The sequence below is a fragment of the Sporomusaceae bacterium ACPt genome, assembly GCA_041428575.1.
Classification (GTDB): domain Bacteria; phylum Bacillota; class Negativicutes; order Sporomusales; family Sporomusaceae; genus Sporomusa_D; species Sporomusa_D carbonis.
Map to the genome: position 1 here is coordinate 1907116 of CP155570.1, position 23233 is coordinate 1930348.

The following is a 23233-nucleotide window of genomic DNA, read 5'->3' on the forward strand; positions in this document are numbered from 1 at the left end:
ATCATTTTGCCTTTAGCCGGAGATAATAGTAACAAATTCAAGGAGGTGAATCAATATGGAAATGCTTGACATCAAAACTGCCTTACGTACTACACTTACTCAAAAGCAGGAACTTGTGCGTGATTACCAATCTTTCGCTGACCGCATCAATGACAAAGACGTAGCAAAAATGTTCAAACATTTCGCCGAGGCCGAAGCGTTGCATGCCACTCAAATTAAAGAAAAACTTGATAACTTAGTTCAATAATAATAATTAATCAGGTCAGTAGATTTATATGCAAAAACCGCACAATTATGTGCGGTTTTTAAATTCATGAATTTAATTTATAGATGAGCTGTATCATGTGTTTGTAGATTGAGTTTCGGCTGTTTGTGCCAACTGTTCAAGGTCCGCATCGTTATTTTTGTTTGAGTTGAACATATTTTCAATTTTGCTGATTACTTGTGGTACCATATCAATAATCCGGTCATAGACAAGATTGCTTTCCACCGACATAAACCGCACACCGTTTGTAGGCGAACAGACCAAAAATCCTACTGGCTTAACGCTTATCCCGGCACCGCTGGCGCCGCCAAAAGGGTGATTTTGGGTGGTTGCCGTTTCTTCAGCTTCGTAGTCGCCACCGCCAGCTGCAAAGCCGAAAGCTACCCGCGATATAGGAATTATTACTGTTCCATCCGGAGTCTCCAGCGCATCGCCGACAATGGTATTGACATCCACCATTCCCTTGATACTTTCCATGGCAGTTTTCATCAAACCCTGTATTGGATGCTCAGCCACTGCGAGTCGCCTCCCTATGCATTGAATTTGGTAATATAGCCATAGTTGCAGTAATAACATTGCCAAGTCTTATGCGGAATATACACCGAAATTCGACCTCAAAACGGTTCTCTCCATATACGGGTGTTATTTTTATATTAGGTTTTGTATCAAAAGTTAATCGATTATAAAGTCTTGTTAACATTACTCCCCTAAGCGCCCCGAAAACTCCCATTGCCATTCCTGTCCAGGCTGCATCCTCAAACCCATACACGGCTTTAAAGTCCAGTTTTTCACAGTGTACATTGGCTACCATTCTATCTACAAAGCGGCGATAAAGGCGTAAAAAATTATTTACTGTTTTGATTAATCTATTTAATTTTTTAGGTTTACGTAGCAGAATGTCACAAAATCTTTTTACAAACTGCTGCTCACGGTCTACATTGGTTTCAGCATGGTCTGATGAGCCCTCCAATTCCAAATTTAACCACGGCACATCGTTGTAACGCACTATCTGAATAACAGGTATTTTGATGGTGTAAACTAATAATTGGCGAAAAATATAGACGGTAACTGCCACATAATCATCATCACTACGCCGACAAAATTGAAAGTCAATATAAAGATTGACTCGGGAAAGCAGCAGCACCAAAATCACAGCTGATGTTATGACTATTAGCCAATTGTTCAAGCTTTCCACCTCTTGCTTTTACAAACATATTTAATTTTTACAGTATTTCCATGATATATACACTTAGGATATTATATCTGACCAAGCTCACACTAAAAAAGACAGCCTAATTTAGACTGTCTTTGTATCATCTTTAGAATCATCAGGCAGCAGATTGGCTATAGCTGGCAGTTGGTCCAGGCTTTTTAGCCCAAAACACTGAAGAAATTCGTTGGTTGTACCATACAGGATCGGACGGCCTACGGCTTCCTTTCGGCCGACTTCTTTAATAAGCATTCGATCTAAAAGTGTAGTAATGACTCTATCAGATTTTACCCCTCGGATGCTTTCAATTTCTTGTTTGGTCACCGGTTGCTTAAAGGCAACAATTGCTAACGTTTCTAACGCAGCAATTGATAACTTACTGTCCTGGACGGTGGTCAGCTTGTTGATAATTTCGGCATAGGCTGGTTTGGTGCATATCTGATAACCATCGGCTACCTCAACGATAGTAAGACCCCGTTCGTCAACTGACATAGCCTCAATCATCTCAGCAATAAGGGTATGGACATGCCCAGGGTGAATATTTAATATGCTGGCAATTTTGTCTGCCGGTAACGGCTGCCCGCTAGCGAACAGCAATGCTTCTATCGGCCCTTGCAAATGCCGGTAAAACATAAGTGCCTTTCACTCCTTCAAGGTAAGGTAGATAGGGGCAAACTGTCGTTCTTGGCAAATTACCACCCTTTTTAACCGCATTAGTTCCAACAGTGCCAGGAATGCGGCAACTATTTCTGATCGTGAGCCTGTCCTAATAATCGTTTTGTTAAACTCCATATACCCGTTATTATTTCTAAGCAAGGTGATGATATCGTGCATTTTGTCTTTAACGCTTATTTCTTCCGGGGCAATAACCGCGAAATGTTCCGCGGTGCTTTCCCAGAGAGCGGCAAATGCTCTTAACAGGTCGTCAAGACTAAGTCCGGCAGGGGGGGGAAACTGCCGGGCAAATTCCTGAGGCAGCCTGGTATAATATTTTTCCCGTTCCTCGCCAAGCTGGTTCAACACTTCTGCGATTTGTTTAAACTTGCGGTATTCAATAAGCCGTTCGACAAGTTCCTGGCGTGGATCAATTTCTTCAATTATCTCTTCAGTGATAACGGGGCGTGGCAGCAGCAGGCGTGATTTTATTTGCAGGAGTGTAGCAGCCATAACCAAAAATTCACTGGCTATTTCGATATTAAATTCTTCCATAGCCTTAAGATAAGCTAAATACTGTTCTGTTACCTCAGCAATCGGGATATTGTAAATGTCAATTTGGTTTTTTTCAATCAGGTGCATTAATAAAGCCAGCGGCCCTTCAAAGGATTCCAGCTTGATGTTACAGCCAGACATACCAGCATTAATCCAGATTCATGGCTGCCCGAACTTCCTCCATGGTAGCTGCGGCAATCTTGCGCGCCCGTTCGGCACCATAAGCTAAAATTTCTTTAATTTTGGCAGGCTTAGTAGCCATATCTTTGCGGCGGCTGTGAACATCAGCCAAAGTGGCGATCATCTTCTCAGCCAGACGGTTTTTACATTCAACGCAGCCAATGTTGGCATTCCTGCAATGGCTAGCAATTTCAGTCTGTTGCGGGCTAAAGATCTTATGGAAAGTATATACTGTGCAAATATCAGGGTTACCGGGATCGGTTTTTTTGACACGCTGCGGGTCGGTAATCATCAGCCTTACCCGTGCCTTTAGCTCGTCCGGCTCAGCGGCGTAGGGTATCTCGTTGCCGTAAGACTTGCTCATTTTCCGACCGTCAATACCTGGCAACAGCGGGCTCAAAAGCGGCTGAGGCTCCGGAAATATTGGTTTATACAGGTTAGCAAAACGGCGTACAATTTCTCTTGCTAATTCAAGGTGAGGCAGCTGGTCTTCGGCTACCGGTACAGCATTCGCTTTGTAAAGTATTATGTCGGCAGTTTGCAGTTCCGGATAACCCAGAAACCCGTAAGTATTAATTTCCTTACCCATTTCGCCCAGTTGTTGTAATTTGTCTTTGTAGGTAGGTACTCGCTCCAGCCAAGATAGCGGTGTCATCATGGACAACAATAGATGTAGTTCAGCGTGTTCCTTTACATGCGACTGAACAAATATAATATTTTTTTCTGGGTCAAGCCCTGCGCTAAGCCAGTCGAGCGCCATACATTCTATGCGTTCCGGAATTTTGCTAGTATCTTCATAAGACGAAGTAAGTGCATGCCAGTCAACAATCGAGTAAACGCAATCGTATTCATTCTGCAGCTTAATCCAGTTATTAAGCACTTGATAGTTCCCCATATGAAATTTTCCTGACGGCTGCATACCACTAAAAATGCGACCTTTAGCCAAATGTATCTCCTCCTGTTACAAAATTGTCGTAACTATTATATTGATGATATAGGCCAATGTCCTTTCCAGCGGGTAAGTAATCATGCCGATAATTCCGACATATACAAGCGCCATAAGGATAAACGGCCCGTATTGTTCCATTTGCTCAAATATATACCCTTGACGACCGGGCAATAAACTTGCCAGTACTTTTGATCCGTCAAGCGGTGGTATTGGCACTAAATTAAAGATAGCAAGGATGATGTTGTAGCTGTAAATCATCCATAATACTTTGACCCAGTTACCACTCAATAACTGCATTTTGGCCAAAATGCCGATAATGAACGCTGTTATCAGTGCCAATAGCATATTAGATACCGGTCCTGCAAGTGATACTAATAGCATGCCTTGACGGTAGTTCTTGAAGTAGCTGGGATTGACCGGTACTGGTTTGGCCCAGCCAAATTTGAACAACCACAGCATGATAAGCCCAATTGGATCAAGGTGAGCTACAGGATTAAGCGTTAAACGCCCCATAAACCTGGGAGTAGGGTCCCCCAGAGCAACTGCCATCCGGGCGTGGGAATATTCATGCACAGTTAGAGCGATTAACAGTGCTGGTATTCTAAACACCATGTCAGCATCAAATCCAAACAAATATGTGTCCTCCTTATTAACATCAGTCAGGGTCCTACTAAATTATACTAAAAAAGCTACAAAAAGCAAAATGAAATAGCTGATTTATTTCCCATACTAAAATCCTGAAATATGCCCAAAATAATTATATGGGCGCGCCCTGCCAACATCTGAGCAAAAAATGAAAGGAGGAAAAAACTTAATGCGGGTAATCAGCCCGATAAAATCACTAGCTGTTGCAGTCGTTATTTTGTCTTTTAGTCTAAGCGGCTGCGGAGTGTTGTCCGGTCCTGCCCCCAAACCGGAAATTGGCCCAGCCGGCAAACCGGTGGAAGCCAAACCTAATCCCCCGTTTATGGAACGGTTCATTTCAGCTCCGGCAGAGCTCTATGACTTAGAAGCAACCGCTGGTGTTGTGTTTGAAGGTATCAATAAGGAAGATTGGGCTCAGGCTCAAGCTGGTCTCGGCAACTTGCAGACATTGTGGCAGCAAGCTAAAGCCGCTGTCGGCGACAAAAAGGGCGTTAAAGAAGCTGATGAAGCTATCGGTAAGCTGACTGCTGCTATCAACGCCCAGAAGGTTACCAATTCGTATGAAAGCTTAAATAAATTTATGGGGAGCATCAGCGATATCGGTAAATCGTACAAGCTGTCACCAGTGGCTGATATAATCGCTACCGGTAACTCAGTCCGTAATGTCAGTTTCTATGTCGAGGAAAATGATTGGAAAAAAGCTGCTTCTAAAGTAAAAGAACTTCAAGGAACTTGGGAACAAGTAAAGCCAAGTATGGAGCAAGTAGGCATTTTAGGAGAAGTAACCAAGGTTCACTCAACAATAAATCAGATGAAAGATGCTGTCAATGCAGAAAACAAGGGTGTTTTTATGGAACACCAAGCAAATATCAATGAAAGTTTGGGACGAATCCGTGATTTCTTCCGGGGTAAATAAAATAAAAATTGCCGCCCTATTAGCAGGCGGCAATTTTTATTTATCTTCGTCATTATTATTTTTAGTGTCTTCTTTTTCTACTCCACCACTGTTCAACCGGTCATAATCCTGGGGCTTTAAAACCGCAGGCCGTAAAATCTTGTTAGGAATTGGCAAGCGAAATAGCGCATCTTTCATCGCACTGAAATTAAACGGAATTGCCGGCCACAGGTAAGGAATACCAAACGATCTTGTTTTCAGAAGCAAAAAGAATATCGCGACCAATCCAATGATAAAACCTGGCAATTTTAAAAACATAACCAACACAATCAGTATTGCCCGGAACAGCCGCATGGCCATAGCAAATTCCATACTTGGCGTGGCGAAAGCTCCTACTGCCGCCACGGCCGTATAGAAAATGATTTCATTGCCGAACAGCCCTACTCTAGTAGCAAAGTCCCCTAACATAAACGCCCCGATAAACCCTAACGCGGTTGATTGGGCTGTTGGCACATGGACAGTGGCCATCCTTACCAATTCGATACCAAATTCGGCCAAAAGAAACTGAAGGCCAAGAGGAATTATACCAGGATCGCGTGGTCCCAAAAATGCGAGTGACTCAGGCAGCAGATGCCTGTTTAATACTGTAGCCAGCCATAAAGGCGGTAGAGCCAGCGAGAGCATAATTCCGGCCAACCTGACAAACCGCAAATATGAGCCGATTACTACATTTTGATGAAATTCTTCGACATGCTGTACATGATGCCAGAAAGTAGTCGGCAAAATCATAATATTAGGTGAGGTATCGACTATTATGCAGACGTGACCCTCTAAAAGGTGGACTGCGGCTGCATCGGGACGTTCGGTATAACGTACCTTAGGCAGCGGATTCCATTTGCTGCCTCCTACAATATATTCTTCAATAGCTTTTTCAGCCATGGGAACGCCGTCAATGTTGATATTATTGAGCCGGTTTTTCACAGTCTCAACCAGTTCCGGATTAGTAATATCTTTAATATAACATACCGCTATATCACATTGTGAACGTGTGCCAACTTTAATGATTTCAAACCTGAGTTTAGGGTCACGGAGACGGCGTCTTATCAAAGCAGTATTAAAAACTATTGTTTCGACAAAAGAATCTCTTGAGCCCCTGGTTACCTTTTCAATATTAGACTCAGCCGGAGCACGGGTCGGATAGGCGCGGGCATCAATAACCATTACTTGCGTTTCGCCATCCACAAAAAATAGGAGTTCGCCTGACAGCAGACTAGTTACGGCGTCATTCATATTTTCAACCAATTTGGCCTGGGAATGAGTGGTGCGGGAATATAAAAGTTTTTGCAAAGTGTGGATTGCTAACTCTTCTTGGTTGTAGGCTGTCAACTCTTCAAGCACATTGGATAACAACACATCATTAGTCATTCCATTAATAGAGAATGAAGCGGCGCGTTTTCGTCCTACTCTGTACTCGCGGAATATAATGTCAAATGTTTCGCCAACACCTAGCAACTCTTTAATATAGTTGATATTACTGTCAATTTCTTTTGCTATCTTTCGCTCATCTGTCATAATCTATGCCACTCCGTTTCAATATCTCTTCGATGGCCTTACGGGTAATCGGTGCTCCCCGGCTTAAATCATCATGCTTGTCCATCTTGCCAATATCACCAACTCCAATGATGACAGGAACATCTACGTCATTAAGTACATCAACAGTATCACCGGTAATTAAAGGCTTGCAGCTACAATTTTTTTTATCTTTGATTTCGCCATTTTTATCTACTGACATATCAATTATATGACCTTGGCAGTCGATACAGGCATCAGCCTGTACTCCGGTAATTCCGGTAGTATTTGAAGCCACAGCCACAGCTCCCAACACATCAATATCCGGATGATTGGCAACATATTCAAGCGCTCGCTCGCCTTGAGCTTTTTCCCGATGCCCTTTGTCGTCAAACATAACTAACACCGGGTCATAGGGTACGGTTTTTAATAACTCGACAATTCTTTTTCCACTAATAGGCGTCGGGTTGCCTGCCGAAGCTGAAATACACCTTAATCCCAAAGAAGTAGCAATGTTTTCAACAGCCTGTTGAGCCACCTTGTCACCGTCGGTAACAAGAATTACGCGAATTTTATTATGGGCTGCTGCTTTGGCCAAGTTCATCACTCCATTACTTTTGGCTATTTTCTTCTCCCAGCAGATTGCTAATTTTGTTAGCTATTTTTTCACTCTCGCTAATTACCTGCTTGAGCTTTTTAAGGCTGGCTTCAAGCTCATTTGAAAGTTCATACTGAGCTTGAGCAAGGACTTGGGCTGCAGTCTGTACTGCCATTGTGCTACTTTGATTTTGTTTACTGTTTTGACCGTTATTGTGGTTTTGGCTCTGATTTAGCTGTTGTACAGGGCTTTGCATCTGGTTATTGCTGTTAGTATTAGCTGTTTTGTTGCTACCTTGCAATAACATACTGAATAAGTTCTTCAGTTCTTGTGATACCTCAGTTTGTGATTGCTGGCTTGTAACTTGTTGTGATGATTGTTGGTTTTGCTGGGACTGCTGACCAGATTGTTGCAATTGCCCGCCGGACTGGTAACCGGATGTTAGAGAACTTTGTAAGTTTTCCAGTTGATTGTTAATCTTGCTTAGCAGGGTTATAATTTCTTCTGAATTATTCGGCTGAGACGTATTAGCTATTTTGGTTTGGGCAATCAGGGTTTCATTGTCTGGTTGACCGGCTTCCAGGGGCTGAGTTTGAGACTGACCCGGTTTAATATAACCGGATATTTTACTGGAAACTCGCTTCGTCGGCATTCTTATCACCCCATGATTTACTATAAAAACTTACATATACTCAAAATTAAAGAAATTATTGCAAATCTAAGATTAACTACAGCTATCGGGTGTTTGAGAACGGCTACCGGATTAACTAAATTAGCTGTGCTGACAAATTCTGTACCACCGGCTGCTTTACTTATAATAAAACCAACCATATCTATTGATAACATGCTGATGATGCCGCCTACCCTTTCGGATTAAAGATTACCGCCATTAGCAGGCCGAAAACAATGGCTGCCGTTATTCCCATGGCACTGGCTTTGATAGCGCCACTGAAAATCCCCCAGAACCCGGCCTTATTTACTTCTTCAATTGTGCCGGAAACCAAGGAGTGTCCGAATCCAAGCAACGGGACGGTTGCTCCGGCGCCGCCAATATCTACTAACGGCTGGTATAGCCCTAATCCGCTCAAAATTCCACCTAATACGACAAACATAACCAGTATGTGAGCGGGTGTCAGCGGAGTAAGATCCATTAGTAATTGTCCGATTACACAAATTAAACCGCCGATAACAAAAGCCATCAGATACGCCTGCAAATGCGTTTCCTCCTTTTATATTTCCACCGCTATGGCATGAGCAATACAGGGAATTGATTCTTTTTGCTGATATGAGGTCGGGCTATGTAGGCTGCCTGTGCCGACAAGCAGTATTTTGCGCATTTTTTTCCCCAGAAGCATTTTATATATATAGCCAGTAAACACTATGCCGGAACTGGCGCAGCCACTGGCACCGGAATGAGCGTCCTGATTTTTTTTGTATATCATGCAACCACAATCTTCGTAGTTTGCAGATAAGTCAACTCCGCGTTCTTTAAACAATTCTATTACGAGTGATTTACCGACATTTCCTAAGTCGCCGGTATATATCATGTCATAGTAGCCCGGCTGACGACCGGTATCGGAAAAATGCCGCCATATTGTGTCTGCAGCTGCTGGCGCCATTGCCGGACCCATCGCATTAGGGTCTTTTATCCCCATATCTACTATTTTCCCCACCGTCGCTGCTGTAATCCGCGGGCCTGTTCCGATTACAGAAAGAACTGCTGCACTGGCTCCGGTAACTGTCCATTGAGATATCATCGGACGCTGAACTCCTTGTTCGGTAGGAAAACGATATTGGCGCTCAGCGGTATCATGATGGCTGGACACAGCAGCTACAATTTTGTTTGCATATCCGCCGTCAATGAGCGTAGACCCGATTAGCATACTTTCAACCATAGTAGAACATGCGCCATAGAGTCCCAAAAATGGCCTATCGAGATTTCTAATAGCAAAATGGGTACTCATCAGTTGGTTTAGCAAATCGCCAGCCAGCACATAGTCAACATCTTCCATGACGCAGTTGTCTTTTGCCACTGCAGTCCTAATGGCCCATTCCATCATATAAGATTCACACAGTTCCCAACTGTTTTTATTATTAAGGTTATCTTCCATGATCTGGTCATAAAATTCAGTCAAGATTCCCTCGCCTTCCATTGGCCCAACAATGTTGGCCGTACTTGTTATTACGGGGGGAAAGGCAAAAACCATACTTTGCTGGCCACGTTTTTTATTCATGCCTATCCACCTCCTTACTGTCTGAGCCAATAAATGAACCCGATTAATACTGCTGTCGATATGCCATATACCAGTACTGGCCCGGCGATAACGAACATTTTGGCTCCTACGCCAAAAATGTAGCCCTCCCGCTTAAATTCCATAGCTGGGGCCACAATGGAATTGGCAAAACCGGTTATCGGTACGATAGACCCGGCGCCAGCTCTTCTTCCCAGCTCGTCATAAACTCCTAATCCGGTAAAAAATGCGCTCAAAAAAACCAGTATAGTTGACGTGGGTCCGGCCGCTTCTTTTTTGCTAAACCCTAAACTGACAAAATAATTTAAAAAAAATTGCCCTAACATGCAGATCAAACCACCAACAATAAAAGCCCAAATAACATTTTTTAAGACAGGTGTTTTAGGCTTAAGCTGTTCGAACTTTTGTTGAAATTTTTGCTGTTCAGTTTGGCTATTTGTTCCTTTAAACATCTGGCGCCACCTCCGCTGTTATCTTTGCTACAGCCTGTAAATTTAGTCCTCGGCTAATCACGCTCTGAACCGTGTTCACTCTAAGGGTTCGGAAGGGAAAAACATTCCCCTCCGAACCCAAAATTTACTTATATTTTGACCATAGATACACTGATTAATTCATGTAACAACAAAGAGTGCCGAAGGCACTCTTTGTTGTTTATATTTTTATTTAGTGATGAACCTGGAATGCAATCTTTACATCCGCTTTGTATTCAGCTATATGACCATTGTCTACGTTAGCGGTGAAGTTAGTTACTTCAACTCCTAGGATGTCGTCAACAGTTTTGGCAGCTTCCAATACAGCGTTATCTACGGCGTCGGTCCAATTGTGACGAGAAGTGCCAACAAGTTCGATAACTTTTACAACCATTATACTACCCCCTGTTAGATATTATGTTTGGTCAACAGTTATAGTCTGTGCATTATTTAGATTGTTATGCCACAGAAAAACTTGCTTGGCTCTAAGTGGCGTTTTTTTAGGGAGATCGTCTCCCCAATACAGCCAGGCAGCAGCACTCCCTGCTATCAACAAAAAAAACAAAAATAGGTAAATGAGTCCTTTGTTTTTAAGTTTATTTACGGTAGTATTATGCATTAATCTCACCTCTGTGTTTAGTATGCCCTAAATTAAAAATAAAAACAGACCCTAATATTATAAGGTCTGCAATAATGTCTTAATCAATTTTAGAGCCTGCTTTTCGATTCGTGATACTTGTACTTGTGATAGGCCTATTATCGTGGCAATTTCTGTCTGCGTCTTATCGGCAAAGAACCGTAAATAGATAACGGTACGTTCTTTTAAAGGCAGACGCGCCAAAACTTCTTTTAAGGCTAATTTATCATAATAAGCAGAGTCCTGCCCATCTGAATGCATCAACTGGTCAAGAATGTGTATTGCATCACCGCCGTCACTGTCGTGGAATGCCTGTTCGTACAAAGAGAGCTGAGGTTGAACGGCTTCAAGCGCTGAAACAATTTCCTGCGGTGCCAGGGATAACTCTTTGGCAATTTCGCTAATTGTTGGCTCCCGCCCTAAAGCCCCTTGCAGTTTTTCCTGAACCCGGTGCACCCGGTAAGCCAATTCCTTGAGTGGGCGGCTAACTTTGATGGGATTGTCATCTCTAAGGAACCGGCGAATTTCGCCAATAATCATTGGCACGGCATATGTAGAAAACTTTACACTAAAATTAAGGTCAAAACGTTCAATGGCCTTCAGAAGTCCTATACAACCAATTTGAAATAAATCATCCCATTCATAGCCGCGGTTAGTAAATCGATGAACAATGCTTCTCACTAAATTCAAATTATACTGGAGAATTGATTCGGTGGCAGCTTCTCGTATAGCAGGATCAGATGATTGCGCCTTTATCAGCAGTTCTTTAAATTCTTCATCTTTGAGCATGATATCACCTAGTGCTCAGTGGTTGGCGCAAGCGTTTTGGCCATTATCACCGTAGTTCCCTGCCCAAGTTTTGATTTCACTTCTAACTCATCCATAAACGACTCCATAAACACAAAACCCAGCCCCATACGTTCTGGATCAGTTGAAAACGATGGTTGACGCGCTTCCTCAATATCGGCAATTCCCCGCCCGTAATCAATTACTATAAATTCAAGCTTGTTTTGATATAAATTCATTAGCAGGTCAATATAGTTTGCCTCTTTATTATTTTCGCCATAACCATGAATGACAGCATTAGACACCGCCTCTGAAACAGCAACTTTGATCTCGTCAATTTCAGTAAGAGTTAAATCAACTTGGGCTGCAAATGCAGCGGCGGCGATTCTGGCAAAGCCAACATTTTCGCTGAGACTTAAAATAGAAAGTTTAATCTGGTTTTTCAGTGTTTGTACTCCCACCGGTACAGCCTCCTTTTATAGCAGTTCTAGAGCTTGGTTTTCCGAGTCATAAATATTTAAAATTTTTAATAAACCTGCTAATTCAAATATTCGTTGTACCTGGGGATTAAGGTGAACAGCAAGCATTTTACCGCCACGTTGGGCAATACGTTTGTACCGTCCGAGAATAACTCCCAGTCCGGAACTATCAATAAAGGTAACTCCCTGCAGATTAAGCAAAATATGTTTGGCGCCGGTAGCATCTAATTCTTTGTCGATTGCCGCGCGAAATTCATTAGCTCCGTGAACGTCCAATTCTCCTTCCAGCTTTGCCACCAAGACGCCATGTCTCATAACTGTGACGATTTTCAAAACAGCACAACCTCCCTATTTTATCATCCATATATATAATTCAATTAAAGGAAAATTTTTCCTGCAAAATCCACTAAAAAACTGCGGGAATTCCCGCAGTTTTTTAGCCGTTACAGTATTATTTATTTGGCAATAGTAAACATATTGATGATCATATCTTGAAAGATTCTCATTAAACTGGCTTTGGGAACTGCTTTTTCGGCAATTAAATCAACTTTTCCGATTTCTTTACCCTCTTTAATAACGATAAGCTCACCACATTTTTGTCCTTCAGCCACAGGAGCGTTTACACTAGAATCGGCTACTATCTTTTTTTGCAAGTTTTTATTTTGACCTTTGCCAACGATTAGATTCAAATTTTGTGCCGCAACTAATTGAATTTCCTTTTCGATGCCTTTATTGACTTTAAGACGTTCTACTACTGTACCTTGAGTAACAATAGGAACTGCCGCGAAATTAGCAAAACCCCAATCAAGGAGTTTCATACTTTCCCTTAGATGAGAGCGTGGTTCCGGAGTGGCGAATACTGCTGAAATTAATCGCAGTCCGTCACGCTTGGCAGTTCCGACAAAACAATATTTCGCCTCTTCAGTCCAGCCGGTTTTTAAACCATCAGCACCTTTATACCACCATAATAGTTTATTCGTATTTACAAGCCAGTTCTTACCGTCTCGAAGCCATGCTTCCTTAATTCCGCACATATCCATATAAAGTGGGTGGGTTATCGCTTCTTTAGCAATTAATGCGGCATCATAGGCACTCATGTAATGATCGCTTGTTGGCAGGCCATTAACATTATTAAAGTGAGTATTAGCAAGACCCAGGGCTTCAGCTCGTTTATTCATGGCCTCAACAGCTGCTTGCTCGTTGCCGTAAATATGTTCCATAAGTGCAACCGCAGCATCATTGGCGCTGACAACAGCTACAGCGGTTAACATTTCTTTGACTGTCATTTTTTCTCCAGGTTCCAGCCAAATTTGCGAGCCACCCTGACGCCAGGCGTTTTCACTGGCATAAACTTCATCGTCAAGATTAATACGGCCTTGTTCGATAGCTTCTACTGTCAACAGCAATGTCATAATTTTTGTTACACTAGCAGGAGGCAGTCTCTTATGTGGATCTTTTTCAAAAAGTACGGTGCCATTTTCGTCCATGAGCACCGCTGATACGGCACTAGTATCCAGTTCATTCGCTGATTGCCGTTTGGCTGGTACTGCCGGAGCACTAAACGCAGTGGCAGCCGTTAAAACAAAAAACAATAACGTGACCAGCGCAGTTTTTCGAATCAATAATAACACTCCTTTCTTTTAAAATTATGTTTTCCCGGATTAGCGCCACTTAAACTGGAAATTGCGAACAAAAAATCGACTGACCTATGCCAGTCGATCACGGAATCCATGTTTATCAACGAATCCTAATATAAGCGGCGGGATGTCAACAGGCCCGCGATCAATAGTAATAGCCTGTTTTAAAAGTAATCCCGCCAATTCCAGTTTGGTTTCATCATTGCTATATAGTGTTGCCAGTAGATGATTTTGGCTAATATACTGCCCTATTCGGCAATTCATAACTAATCCCGCAGCCAAATCGATTGTTTGCCCTTTATATTCCCTGCCGGCGCCCAAATGCATTGCAGCATATCCTACTTTAGCGGCATCGATTGTCCGGACATATCCTTCACAATCGTTAATAACTTCTACAGAAAACTTAGCTTGAGGCAAGAGGTTAATATTATTTACTACGGCTGCATTTCCACCCTGAGCAGCAACAAACTCAGTAAATTTAGCTAAAGCTTGGCCATTGTCGATTAGGGAAACAAGTTTAGTGAGTCCGCTTTCCGGTGTCTGGGCTTTGCCTCCTAATATGAGCATTTGTGAAGCAAGGATTAAACAAACCTCTCTGAGCGCTGCCTCGCCTCGGCCTGACAATATTTCAATGGCTTCTTTAATCTCCAGACTATTACCGATGGCAGTTCCTAACGGTTCTTCCATACTTGTCAGCACGGCAACCGTTTCCCGTCCAACCAGTTCTCCAATACGCACCATGGTCTTGGCAAGTTTAATAGCGTCGGCCTTATTTTTCATAAATGCGCCGCTGCCTACTTTAACATCTAGGATGATTTTGTCAGCGCCGGCGGCAATTTTTTTACTCATAATTGATGAAGCTATTAAAGGTATACTCTCGATAGTAGCAGTAACGTCCCTAAGAGCATATATTTTGCCATCAGCCGGCGCAATGGCGGTTGATTGACCGGTTATGGCAATATTATATTTTTTTAAATTTGCTATGAATTTTTCACGGTCAAGCGTAGCCTTAAAACCGGGAATTGATTCCAATTTATCTATTGTGCCGCCAGTAAAACCTAGTCCTCGACCGGACATTTTTGCGACAGGTACCCCGGCAGCTGCTACCAGCGGCGCAATAACTAGAGTAGTAGTGTCGGCCACTCCGCCGGTACTATGTTTATCAACCTTTATTCCTGGCACTTGACTCAAATCGACCATGTCGCCTGATTCAGCCATGGACATAGTCAATGCAGCTGTTTCCCTAGCCGACATGCCTTGGAAAAACACTGCCATCAGCCAGGCTGACATTTGGTAATCAGGTATTTCACCATGGGTGTAAGCGTTTATCAGCCAGGCAATTTCAGTATTTGTAAGTTCCAAACCGTCCCGCTTTTTGATAATTAAGTTGGTAGCATGCAAAATTAATTCACCTCAGCAGATCATTTAGAAAACTATGTCCATAAGCTAATGGCGCTAGACTAAAATTATCCGCCACAGTTGCTCCTACATCGGCGAATGTTGTCCGCACTCCTAATTTGACGATGTTCTGTTGCCTTGCCAATTTATGATGATAAGCTAATAACGGCACATATTCCCGCGTGTGGTCAGTCCCGGGAACGGTTGGATCACAGCCGTGATCGGCAGTAATAATTAGTAAATCTGTGTCTGTTAATACAGATTTGAGTCCAGCTAAAGCAATGTCAAACTCTTCGAGCGCCTGGGCGTAACCTGTTGCATCATTACGATGGCCGTAAACACTGTCAAAATCGACTAGATTTGCCATAATTAAACCGTCAGGCAAATTTTGGCTGGCCAAGCTTGTAATGATTTCCATACCGTTCTTGTTGGACTTGGTAGGATAAGACTGGGTAAGCCCTTGGTGAGCATAAATGTCGGCAATTTTTCCGACACCAATAACGGCTAAGCCGGCTTGTTTTAACAAATCGAGTACTGTCGTATCCGGTGGTTTTAAACTGTAGTCATGACGATTGGCAGTGCGGATAAAATGGCCAGGCGTGCCTATGAACGGCCTGGCAATAATTCTCCCTACAGCATGGTCGCCGATACAGACCTTCTCCCTGGCAATCTTGCATAGTTCATATAAACGTTCTAGTGGGATAACGTCTTCATGGGCAGCAATTTGAAAAACACTATCAGCCGATGTATATACTATCGGCTGACCGGTAAGCATATGCTCCTCGCCCAATTCGGCAATAATTTCAGTACCTGAGGCTGCTTTATTACCTATGACGCTTAACCCTGAGTAATAACTGAACTTTTCAATAACTTCCGGTGGAAAACCATTAGGATATACGGGAAAAGATTGAAACAAAGGACAACCAGCCAACTCCCAATGACCGCTGGTTGTGTCTTTCCCCTTGGATAGTTCGGCCATTTTGCCGAATGCGGCAATTGGCCGTAAAATTGGCGCGATACCGTCAATGGTTTCGATTAAGCCAAGCCCCATACTTTCTAATACCGGCAGTCTGAGTCCGCCCCGATGTTTGGCAATATGTACCAGTGTATTGGCGCCAATGTCACCATATTTATCTGCATCCGGCATAGCCCCGATACCTACGCTATCAAGGACAATGACAAAGATTCGTTTGAACAAGTTTTATGGCTCCTCTATAAAGTATTATAAATTATATTATGCGCGAGGATGGGTTTTATCATATACTTCTTTCAAGCGATTTTTGGTTACATGGGTGTAAATCTGGGTTGTTGATATATCAGCATGCCCCAGCATTTCTTGCACTGAACGCAAGTCTGCTCCATTTTCCAAAAGATGTGTAGCGAAAGAGTGTCTTAAAGTATGAGGGGTAATTTCTTTAGTAATATTTGCTTCCATCGCATATTTTTTTATGATTTTCCAGAAGCCCTGGCGGGTTAACCTGTTGCCATGATGGTTAACAAATAGTGATGGTTCTTCATAAGTCCGCACCAGTTTAGAACGTCCTTTGGCAATATATTCTTGTACACATTTGGCAGCAATTGACCCTAATGGTACAATGCGTTCTTTAGCACCCTTGCCGTAACATTTAATATAACCCATATCAAGATTTACATCTGATATGTTCAAACTTATCAATTCCGATACCCTGATGCCAGTTGCGTACAATAATTCCAGCATGGCTTTGTCTCTAAGACCAGTAGGTTGAAATGTATTTGGTTGTTTCAACAATTCTTCGACTTCATTAATAGCAAGAATTTTTGGCAGTTTTTTCTCTAATTTGGGAGACTCTAAATTTACGGCAGGATCTTTATCAATATGCCGTTCCCTGACAAGATATTGATAGAATGACTTTATGGCAGCAAGATTTCGCGATATAGTGGAAACAGCCCGCCCTTTTAATTGAAGACTGTTGAGATAGCTTAGGATGGTGTCGCGGTTAGAATTACGTAAAAAATCTAATTGACTATTTTGCAAAAACGTTTGAAACTGCCGTAAATCCCGTCCATAGGATTCTAGTGTATTTTGAGCCAAGCCCCGCTCAACTGCAAGATAGTTAATAAATTCATTAACATATGATTCCATTTTATTCAACCACCCTTTTTTCTTCCCAGATTTCCGGCCAACCAGTTACAGCACTTAGTCTTGCTACTTTATTCAACATTAAGTTTACTTTTCCTTTATTTGTCTATTGATGTTTTGTAAAGTTTTAGTGTTTTTTTGTGCCCCCCTGCAAAACCTGTCATACTGTAAGAGTTAACCGTTATTGGAAGTAACCATAACCCTTAGCGGTTTTTCCAATAGATGCTGATCACGGATTTTATGACCCGGATTACTGAATTCCCAAAACATGGTCATTAATTTGGGTAGAACGTAGAAGATAATAAGCGTTAATAGGACGATTTTAATATACAATTTGGACTTTTTTATTATGCTGCGTAAAGAAAACGTCACTACCATGCGCTTGTACTTCCCTCCCCCCGTTTATGTTATCGGCTCTGGCTTAACTTAATATCATACTTATTCACCCAATAGCCGGTTTATTCGTATTTTAAGAGTGATAAATAAAAAGACTGCACTTAAGGGGTGCAGTCTTTTTATTTACTTAACAATCATCTGAGCCACCGTTTTCATAAATACCGGCGAAACATATACTTCTACCAGGGCAGCACCTAACATGACTATTAACATAGTCAAACAAAAAGCTGAATAGGCCAGCGAATTATAGAATAGGTTATCTTTGCTTTTGTTTTTTCGTCGGACTAACATCAAGGAAAAAGTTGTCGCTGATACTCCCGTGGCTAAAATTGCCGGAACAGCGAGAAAATTATGAGGTAGAACTGAAACAATAGCAAACAATAATCCTTTCATTACATATTCATTTACCAGGAAGCCAACAGTAAATCCAATAACAAACCCCCGCAAACAGACCATAAATAATACAAACGGTATACCGACAATTGTAAATCCTAATAACCACATTACGCCAATAATTTTGATATTATTAACAATTACATTGGTTAATAATGATTGCGAATCTCCGATTCCGTCAGAGCGCTCGGCCAGACCCTGAAAAAATATCCGTAAATAACCGACAAGCTCGGCTTTTTGTTCATCAGGCAATGTTTTTACTGCCATTGCTCCGATAGCTATACCAATAACAAAAATAAGTATCATAAAAAAATAAGCGACAATATTAGCGCGAACATAATCGGCAGCATTCCTGCGAAGAAGTTTTAGCATGCATGTACCTCCCTGCCAGTACCTGTTACAATATATGCCTTGCTAAAACTATTTAGACCTAGTTGTCCACTATATTTTAACCAGTTTACCGTAAATTCCGCCGCCGCCGGCGGCAACAGTTACCGTTCCCGCGCGGGCGCTCATAATATACTCTGCTATTTTATCGCCTGTTATAGTACAAAGCTCCGCATAGCTCGCATGGTGCAAAATATTTATCTCGGTTTTAAACTCTGATAATAGTTTTCCTATGATTTTTTTTCCTAATCCGGGAATGAATTCAAGCGGTATTTGATAAAAATACTGCGGCCGGTGATCAGGGTGCCGGGACTCGGGATAGTCAGCTATTTCATTGATTCTGTCAAATACTCCTTTGACTGCCAAGCCTTTACTATTACATTTCGGACAGCAGTCAGAAATACGACTATCAGTATAAATAAATCCGCATCCTGTGCATAGGGTACGGTGATATTTTCCCAATTTAGGATCAAGGCCATAGTTGGCTGCTACTTTTCGTTTGTTAGTGCGGGACAATGCCCAAGCCAATTCGTTGAAAGACAACTCTGACATTGAAAGGATGTTGTACTCGCGGGCAATTTTATCAAGTGAATGGGCATCAGAGTTGGTTAAAAATGTGTATCCGGCTAACTCGCCAATTCTGTCAGCCATATTACTGTCTGCACTCAGTCCTAACTCAATGGCGGCCAGTTTGCCCATTTCCCGATCGGAGAGCATATGACTCAGCCGGTCGCTGCAGGCGCCAAAAATACTTTTATGAGGAGTAAATACATGGGCCGGGACAATGAGCGAGTTAAAACCGCTGGCAATATTCACGAGCTGCTTAAGCGGCATGTGGGCATTTTGGGAACTAAGGTTTATATTGCGGATGAATCGGCTCATATAGTTAGAAAAGGCGGTCATTGTATCAATATCAGGCACAAATACCAGTGTATGCGCCAAACCACCGCTTTCTTCCCTGGTTTCAATTTCGGCGCCAAGTATAAGCAATAGGCTGTTTTGATATATATAACCGCCAGCATTAGACTGGACAAGTAATCCTTCTTCAACTAACCGTCCAATATCGTTCAATACCAATGGGGATAAGGCGTCTACTATGCCGACAATATTCATTCCCTTGCGTTCAGTGGCTTCATTTAATATTCCGCGTACAGTTAACCGGCGGGAGGTAGGGATTTTAATCCATTTTCCGGCCTCACTCATACCTATGTGGATGTGCAGATCGGCAAAATACTGATTGAGCATGCTATATTCCCGCCAGGTACAACGCCACTAAACTCTTGGCATCACATATTTCGCCACTGGCAATCATGTCACGAATTTGTTCAGTGGTATACAATTCAGTATTGATAAATTCATCTTCATCAGGCTGTTTATTAGATTCAACTAAGTCTTCTGCTAAATATAAATGAATAATCTCATTGGAAAAACCGGGTGTTGTATACATTGACGTCAATTTACGCAATTTGTTGGCAACAAACCCGGTTTCTTCAGCCAGTTCTCGCAGGGCACAAGCTTCAGGCCGCTCACCTGGGTCAAGCTTACCGGCAGGTACTTCAAGTATGACCTGCTGGACGGGATGCCGGAATTGCCGAACCATGATAACTTTGCCATCTTTAGTCATTGGAACAACGGCTACCGCACCGGGATGTTCGACAACTTCCCTTGTTCCGGTTCGTCCGCTAGGCAGCATTACTTCATCTCGTCTTAGGTTAATTACTTTGCCTTCAAATAAACGGGTAGTTTTTATGAGTTTTTCATATAAATTTTGTTCAGTGTACGGCATAAAATTACCTCCCAATTAGCTGGAATATATTACCATAAATTATCAGACTTTACCTCCCCGCCATAAGGAGGGATGTCCAATGAAATTTATCGCTATGGTGGTTCATACAGAACCAAGGTACAAAGTAACCAAAAATGGCCTCTATTTTAGTGGCAAAGTTAAAAACTTGCTTGCAGAACTGCGTGATTTGAGCAAACAATATCATACGCTTCGAGATGTCATTAACCAAACTATGCACTAAGACAGGGAATAAAACATTAATCCATCCACGGATAATGTGTGTAAGGTTTTAAAATAAATTGCGGGATTTTGCATGATACAACCTGTCCAATCCATTCAGGAACTACTACCCATTTGACAGGTAAAGCAAGCATGCCGGCTGTTTGTTCAACAATTGCCAATCCTTCGTATACATGCTCAAGGGTTGTTTGCGGGCCGAGATTAGTATTGCTAACCAAACTAGTGATTTTAAGCCGAGAAACTTGTTCGATACGCCGTAATGTATTAATTATTCCTTCAGCACTGCTGGTAAACGGCCGCTTGGTATTAATCACCAACACCGCTTCATAACCGCATTGATCAAAATAACGTTTAAGCTGTCCTAAAACGACGGCCGATTCGCCGCCACCGACGTCTATGACGACATGGATATCTGTTTGCGCCAAAATCTTAACTAAGTTATGGGGCAAAATGGGCAGGTCAGCATGCGACAGCCGAGAATCGGGGGCAATAACTGTAATCTCATTTTCCTCCAGTATCCCGTGATTTTCTCTGGTCCGGAAATAAGGCTTTACCAAATCAATATCTACAATAGCAGTGTTATTTCCCGACTGTTTTAGTTGTAGAGCATAGTTGACGGCCAACTCCGTTTTGCCGCTGCCAAATTCGCCTACAAAAATTATTATGCGATTATCAACCATATGGTTTCCCTACCTATTATTCACTTACTCTTTATTCATATATCTTGGGCTGTTCTTCACCACGAAGCACCCTTAGAGTTCCTTCTACTAACGCTTGCAATTCATTTTCACCGGGGTAAATCAAAACTTGACTAATAAATTTTACGCGGTCAGTTATCATTTTAACTAGCATTTGGGAATAAGCCAACCCGCCGGTCAAAACGATAGCATGGATGCTACCGCTGACAACTGTTGCCATAGCGCCAATCTCCTTTGCCACTTGATAAGCCATAGCCTCATAGACGAGCGTGGCTTTGGTGTCGCCGGCAGTAATGCGTTTTTCTACCTCGCGCCCGTCATTAGTACCGAGATGAGCCACTAAGCCTGCATTGCCAACTAATTTCTTTCTGATATCCGATATTGTGTAGTTGCCTGAAAAGCACATCTTAACCAAATCATGCGTTGGCAAGCAACCAGCGCGCTCGGGGGAAAACGGGCCTGCGTCATTAGGATTGGTAACGTCTATCATTCGTCCGCCCCGCTGCACTCCGACCGAGATACCGCCGCCAAGGTGAACCATAATTAATGTGAGTGAATTATAGTCTTGCTGCAAATCCTTAGCCACTCGCCTGGCCACTGCTTTAAGGTTAAGTGCTTGGAACAGACTGCGGCGGGATATTTCCGGCATACCGGTAATGCGTGCCAGCGGTTCGAGCTCATCAACACTTACTGGGTCGACAATAAATGCCGGGATTCCTGTCTGACTGGCTATCCCGCGGGCCAGGAGCCCCCCAAGGTTGGAAGCGTGCTCAGCTTGTACACCTATCTTTAAATCTTCAACCATAACATCATTTACGACATAAGTTCCGCTGGCTAGGGGCTTTAACGGGCCGCCACGGCCTACTACAGCTGATAGTTCACTTATTTTAACATTATTATCTATGAGCGCTTTTTCGACCAATTGCCGCCGGTACTCATATTGGTCAATGATTTTAGAAAACTCCTTAAGTTCATCCGCGTTGTGGCGGATAACCTGTTCAAAATCGGGCTGTTCATTAGTATATACGGCAATTTTAGTCGATGTTGAGCCAGGATTAATAGCTAGTATCTTATACTGCTGCACGATTAGCCTCCATTATCGATTTTGAATACTCATAGTTATTTTATTCATTACCAGGATAAAAAATCCTGCAACCAGGGAAAACAACCCCCTGTAGCCTTGTTACGGCTGCAGGGGGGTATGTAAGCTTAACTGGCCCTCATTTCCATACGCAACTTGTCAGCAATCATGGCCATAAATTCAGAATTGGTTGGTTTGCCTTTATCAAGTTTGATCGTATAACCGAACAACTTATTAATCATTTCGATATTACCGCGGTTCCAAGCTACCTCAATCGCATGACGGATTGCCCTTTCTACCCGGCTGGGAGTAGTAGAATACTTTTCAGCAATCATCGGGTAAAGGACTTTAGTAACAGCTCCTAATAATTCTACTTCAGCTACAATCATCATAATCGCATCTCTGAGGTACTGGTACCCTTTGATATGGGCCGGAATGCCAATTTCCCTGATAATATTTGTCACTTCTACATCCATCGGACGGGTTTTAACTGCTTGTACCGTAGCTGCGGCAACAGGCCGCGTCGTAGTGAGGGTTCCGGCAAGTAGTCGGATTCTATTGATAAGCGCGTCCATATTAAATGGTTTTAAAACATAATAGTCAGCGCCCAATTCTACGACACGCTGGGTAATGTTTTCTTGTCCAAAAGCAGTCAACATGATAATCTTTGGGCGTTTAGCATTTGAAGCGTTGATATGTTCTAATACACCAATTCCATCCAAATGAGGCATAATAATATCTAAAATTATGACATCCGGAGATTTTTCTTCAATAATAGATAAAATTTGCTCTCCGTTAAAAGCAACGCCAACTAATTCAATATCAGGCTCCCGGTTAAGGCATTCTTGCAGAATCTCGGAAAACTCTTTGTTATCGTCAGCGATAGCTACCTTTATTGTCTCGCTTACCATTACCATTGGCATCCTCCCTGCTAAATCGTATATAAGTATTGTA

The 23233-nt window shown here is 42.5% G+C and carries 30 protein-coding genes; 3 read left to right on the plus strand and 27 right to left on the minus strand.

Annotated elements, in window-relative coordinates; translation table 11 throughout:
- Positions 1–55: 55 nt before the first annotated feature.
- On the plus strand, positions 56–247 hold the full coding sequence (locus tag SCACP_RS09640) for a rubrerythrin family protein (RefSeq protein ID WP_425061117.1): 192 nt from the start codon (positions 56–58) through the stop codon (positions 245–247).
- 93 nt (positions 248–340) lie between these two features.
- On the opposite strand, the gene ytfJ is transcribed toward SCACP_RS09640, so the two are convergent.
- From ytfJ to SCACP_RS09670, 6 genes are all read right to left on the minus strand, one after another.
- Complete coding sequence (gene ytfJ, locus SCACP_RS09645) at positions 341–781, minus strand: GerW family sporulation protein (protein WP_425061118.1); 441 nt, start codon at positions 779–781, stop codon at positions 341–343.
- Positions 774–1451 carry a DUF2953 domain-containing protein gene (locus SCACP_RS09650; RefSeq protein WP_425061119.1) on the minus strand — a complete coding sequence of 226 codons (678 nt, stop codon included), beginning with the start codon at positions 1449–1451 and terminating at the stop codon, positions 774–776. Before SCACP_RS09650 ends, ytfJ begins: the two co-directional genes overlap by 8 nt.
- A gap of 111 nt (positions 1452–1562) precedes the next feature.
- Positions 1563–2108 (minus strand): SMC-Scp complex subunit ScpB, encoded by a 546-nt coding sequence (gene scpB, locus SCACP_RS09655; RefSeq protein ID WP_425061120.1) that lies wholly within the window; start codon positions 2106–2108, stop codon positions 1563–1565.
- Positions 2109–2117: 9 nt separating this feature from the next.
- Positions 2118–2825 (minus strand): segregation and condensation protein A, encoded by a 708-nt coding sequence (locus tag SCACP_RS09660; RefSeq protein ID WP_425061121.1) that lies wholly within the window; start codon positions 2823–2825, stop codon positions 2118–2120.
- Between the two features lie 7 nt (positions 2826–2832).
- A complete protein-coding gene (trpS, locus tag SCACP_RS09665; RefSeq protein WP_425061122.1) occupies positions 2833–3810 on the minus strand; it encodes a tryptophan--tRNA ligase in 978 nt (325 codons plus the stop codon).
- A gap of 15 nt (positions 3811–3825) precedes the next feature.
- Entirely contained in the window at positions 3826–4446 is a 621-nt protein-coding gene (locus SCACP_RS09670) for a site-2 protease family protein (protein ID WP_425061123.1), read from the minus strand.
- A 181-nt stretch (positions 4447–4627) separates the two neighbouring features.
- Here SCACP_RS09670 and SCACP_RS09675 point away from each other — a divergent pair, with 181 nt between their 5' ends.
- A complete protein-coding gene (locus SCACP_RS09675) occupies positions 4628–5374 on the plus strand; it encodes a hypothetical protein (protein WP_425061124.1) in 747 nt (248 codons plus the stop codon).
- A 36-nt stretch (positions 5375–5410) separates the two neighbouring features.
- On the opposite strand, the gene SCACP_RS09680 is transcribed toward SCACP_RS09675, so the two are convergent.
- The 18 genes from SCACP_RS09680 to SCACP_RS09765 all read right to left on the minus strand — a co-directional run bounded on the left by SCACP_RS09680 (position 5411) and on the right by SCACP_RS09765 (position 20260).
- Positions 5411–6925 carry a spore germination protein gene (locus tag SCACP_RS09680; protein WP_425061125.1) on the minus strand — a complete coding sequence of 505 codons (1515 nt, stop codon included), beginning with the start codon at positions 6923–6925 and terminating at the stop codon, positions 5411–5413.
- Entirely contained in the window at positions 6915–7520 is a 606-nt protein-coding gene (locus SCACP_RS09685; RefSeq protein WP_425061126.1) for a stage V sporulation protein AE, read from the minus strand. The genes SCACP_RS09680 and SCACP_RS09685 overlap by 11 nt, the downstream gene beginning before the upstream one ends.
- Positions 7521–7533: 13 nt before the next feature.
- Positions 7534–8172 (minus strand): hypothetical protein, encoded by a 639-nt coding sequence (locus tag SCACP_RS09690; protein ID WP_425061127.1) that lies wholly within the window; start codon positions 8170–8172, stop codon positions 7534–7536.
- 20 nt (positions 8173–8192) lie between these two features.
- Entirely contained in the window at positions 8193–8366 is a 174-nt protein-coding gene (locus tag SCACP_RS09695) for a hypothetical protein (protein WP_425061128.1), read from the minus strand.
- A gap of 14 nt (positions 8367–8380) precedes the next feature.
- Positions 8381–8719 carry a stage V sporulation protein AE gene (gene spoVAE, locus SCACP_RS09700; protein ID WP_425061371.1) on the minus strand — a complete coding sequence of 113 codons (339 nt, stop codon included), beginning with the start codon at positions 8717–8719 and terminating at the stop codon, positions 8381–8383.
- A gap of 30 nt (positions 8720–8749) precedes the next feature.
- Entirely contained in the window at positions 8750–9754 is a 1005-nt protein-coding gene (gene spoVAD / locus SCACP_RS09705) for a stage V sporulation protein AD (RefSeq protein ID WP_425061129.1), read from the minus strand.
- A 14-nt stretch (positions 9755–9768) separates the two neighbouring features.
- Positions 9769–10224 carry a stage V sporulation protein AC gene (spoVAC, locus tag SCACP_RS09710; RefSeq protein ID WP_425061130.1) on the minus strand — a complete coding sequence of 152 codons (456 nt, stop codon included), beginning with the start codon at positions 10222–10224 and terminating at the stop codon, positions 9769–9771.
- A 211-nt stretch (positions 10225–10435) separates the two neighbouring features.
- Positions 10436–10636 carry a dodecin family protein gene (locus SCACP_RS09715; protein ID WP_425061131.1) on the minus strand — a complete coding sequence of 67 codons (201 nt, stop codon included), beginning with the start codon at positions 10634–10636 and terminating at the stop codon, positions 10436–10438.
- A 282-nt stretch (positions 10637–10918) separates the two neighbouring features.
- Positions 10919–11668 carry a SigB/SigF/SigG family RNA polymerase sigma factor gene (locus SCACP_RS09720; protein ID WP_425061132.1) on the minus strand — a complete coding sequence of 250 codons (750 nt, stop codon included), beginning with the start codon at positions 11666–11668 and terminating at the stop codon, positions 10919–10921.
- 8 nt (positions 11669–11676) lie between these two features.
- Positions 11677–12126: an anti-sigma F factor gene (spoIIAB, locus tag SCACP_RS09725; protein ID WP_425061133.1), complete on the minus strand. Its 450-nt coding sequence runs from the start codon at positions 12124–12126 to the stop codon at positions 11677–11679.
- A gap of 15 nt (positions 12127–12141) precedes the next feature.
- Entirely contained in the window at positions 12142–12477 is a 336-nt protein-coding gene (gene spoIIAA, locus SCACP_RS09730; protein ID WP_425061134.1) for an anti-sigma F factor antagonist, read from the minus strand.
- Positions 12478–12599: 122 nt separating this feature from the next.
- Positions 12600–13775, minus strand: coding sequence for a D-alanyl-D-alanine carboxypeptidase family protein (locus SCACP_RS09735; protein ID WP_425061135.1), 1176 nt, complete (start codon positions 13773–13775; stop codon positions 12600–12602).
- A gap of 75 nt (positions 13776–13850) precedes the next feature.
- Positions 13851–15182: a pyrimidine-nucleoside phosphorylase gene (locus SCACP_RS09740; protein ID WP_425061136.1), complete on the minus strand. Its 1332-nt coding sequence runs from the start codon at positions 15180–15182 to the stop codon at positions 13851–13853.
- A gap of 7 nt (positions 15183–15189) precedes the next feature.
- Positions 15190–16377, minus strand: coding sequence for a phosphopentomutase (locus SCACP_RS09745; protein ID WP_425061137.1), 1188 nt, complete (start codon positions 16375–16377; stop codon positions 15190–15192).
- Between the two features lie 36 nt (positions 16378–16413).
- The gene (gene xerD, locus SCACP_RS09750) at positions 16414–17301 is read right to left on the minus strand and encodes a site-specific tyrosine recombinase XerD (RefSeq protein WP_425061138.1); all 888 of its coding nucleotides are present in this window, start codon (positions 17299–17301) and stop codon (positions 16414–16416) included.
- 516 nt (positions 17302–17817) lie between these two features.
- Complete coding sequence (gene spoIIM / locus SCACP_RS09755) at positions 17818–18459, minus strand: stage II sporulation protein M (protein WP_425061139.1); 642 nt, start codon at positions 18457–18459, stop codon at positions 17818–17820.
- Between the two features lie 69 nt (positions 18460–18528).
- Complete coding sequence (locus tag SCACP_RS09760) at positions 18529–19719, minus strand: endonuclease Q family protein (RefSeq protein WP_425061140.1); 1191 nt, start codon at positions 19717–19719, stop codon at positions 18529–18531.
- Between the two features lies 1 nt (position 19720).
- Positions 19721–20260, minus strand: a complete 540-nt coding sequence (locus SCACP_RS09765) for an NUDIX hydrolase (RefSeq protein ID WP_425061141.1) — start codon at positions 20258–20260, stop codon at positions 19721–19723.
- Positions 20261–20339: 79 nt separating this feature from the next.
- On the opposite strand from SCACP_RS09765, the gene SCACP_RS09770 reads away from it, so the two are divergent.
- Positions 20340–20501: a hypothetical protein gene (locus SCACP_RS09770; RefSeq protein ID WP_425061142.1), complete on the plus strand. Its 162-nt coding sequence runs from the start codon at positions 20340–20342 to the stop codon at positions 20499–20501.
- A 16-nt stretch (positions 20502–20517) separates the two neighbouring features.
- Here SCACP_RS09770 and SCACP_RS09775 read toward each other — a convergent pair whose 3' ends face one another.
- From SCACP_RS09775 to spo0A, 3 genes are all read right to left on the minus strand, one after another.
- Complete coding sequence (locus SCACP_RS09775) at positions 20518–21180, minus strand: hypothetical protein (protein WP_425061143.1); 663 nt, start codon at positions 21178–21180, stop codon at positions 20518–20520.
- A gap of 31 nt (positions 21181–21211) precedes the next feature.
- Positions 21212–22285: a butyrate kinase gene (buk, locus tag SCACP_RS09780; protein WP_425061372.1), complete on the minus strand. Its 1074-nt coding sequence runs from the start codon at positions 22283–22285 to the stop codon at positions 21212–21214.
- A 122-nt stretch (positions 22286–22407) separates the two neighbouring features.
- Positions 22408–23190, minus strand: a complete 783-nt coding sequence (gene spo0A / locus SCACP_RS09785; RefSeq protein ID WP_425061373.1) for a sporulation transcription factor Spo0A — start codon at positions 23188–23190, stop codon at positions 22408–22410.
- Positions 23191–23233 lie beyond the last annotated feature (43 nt).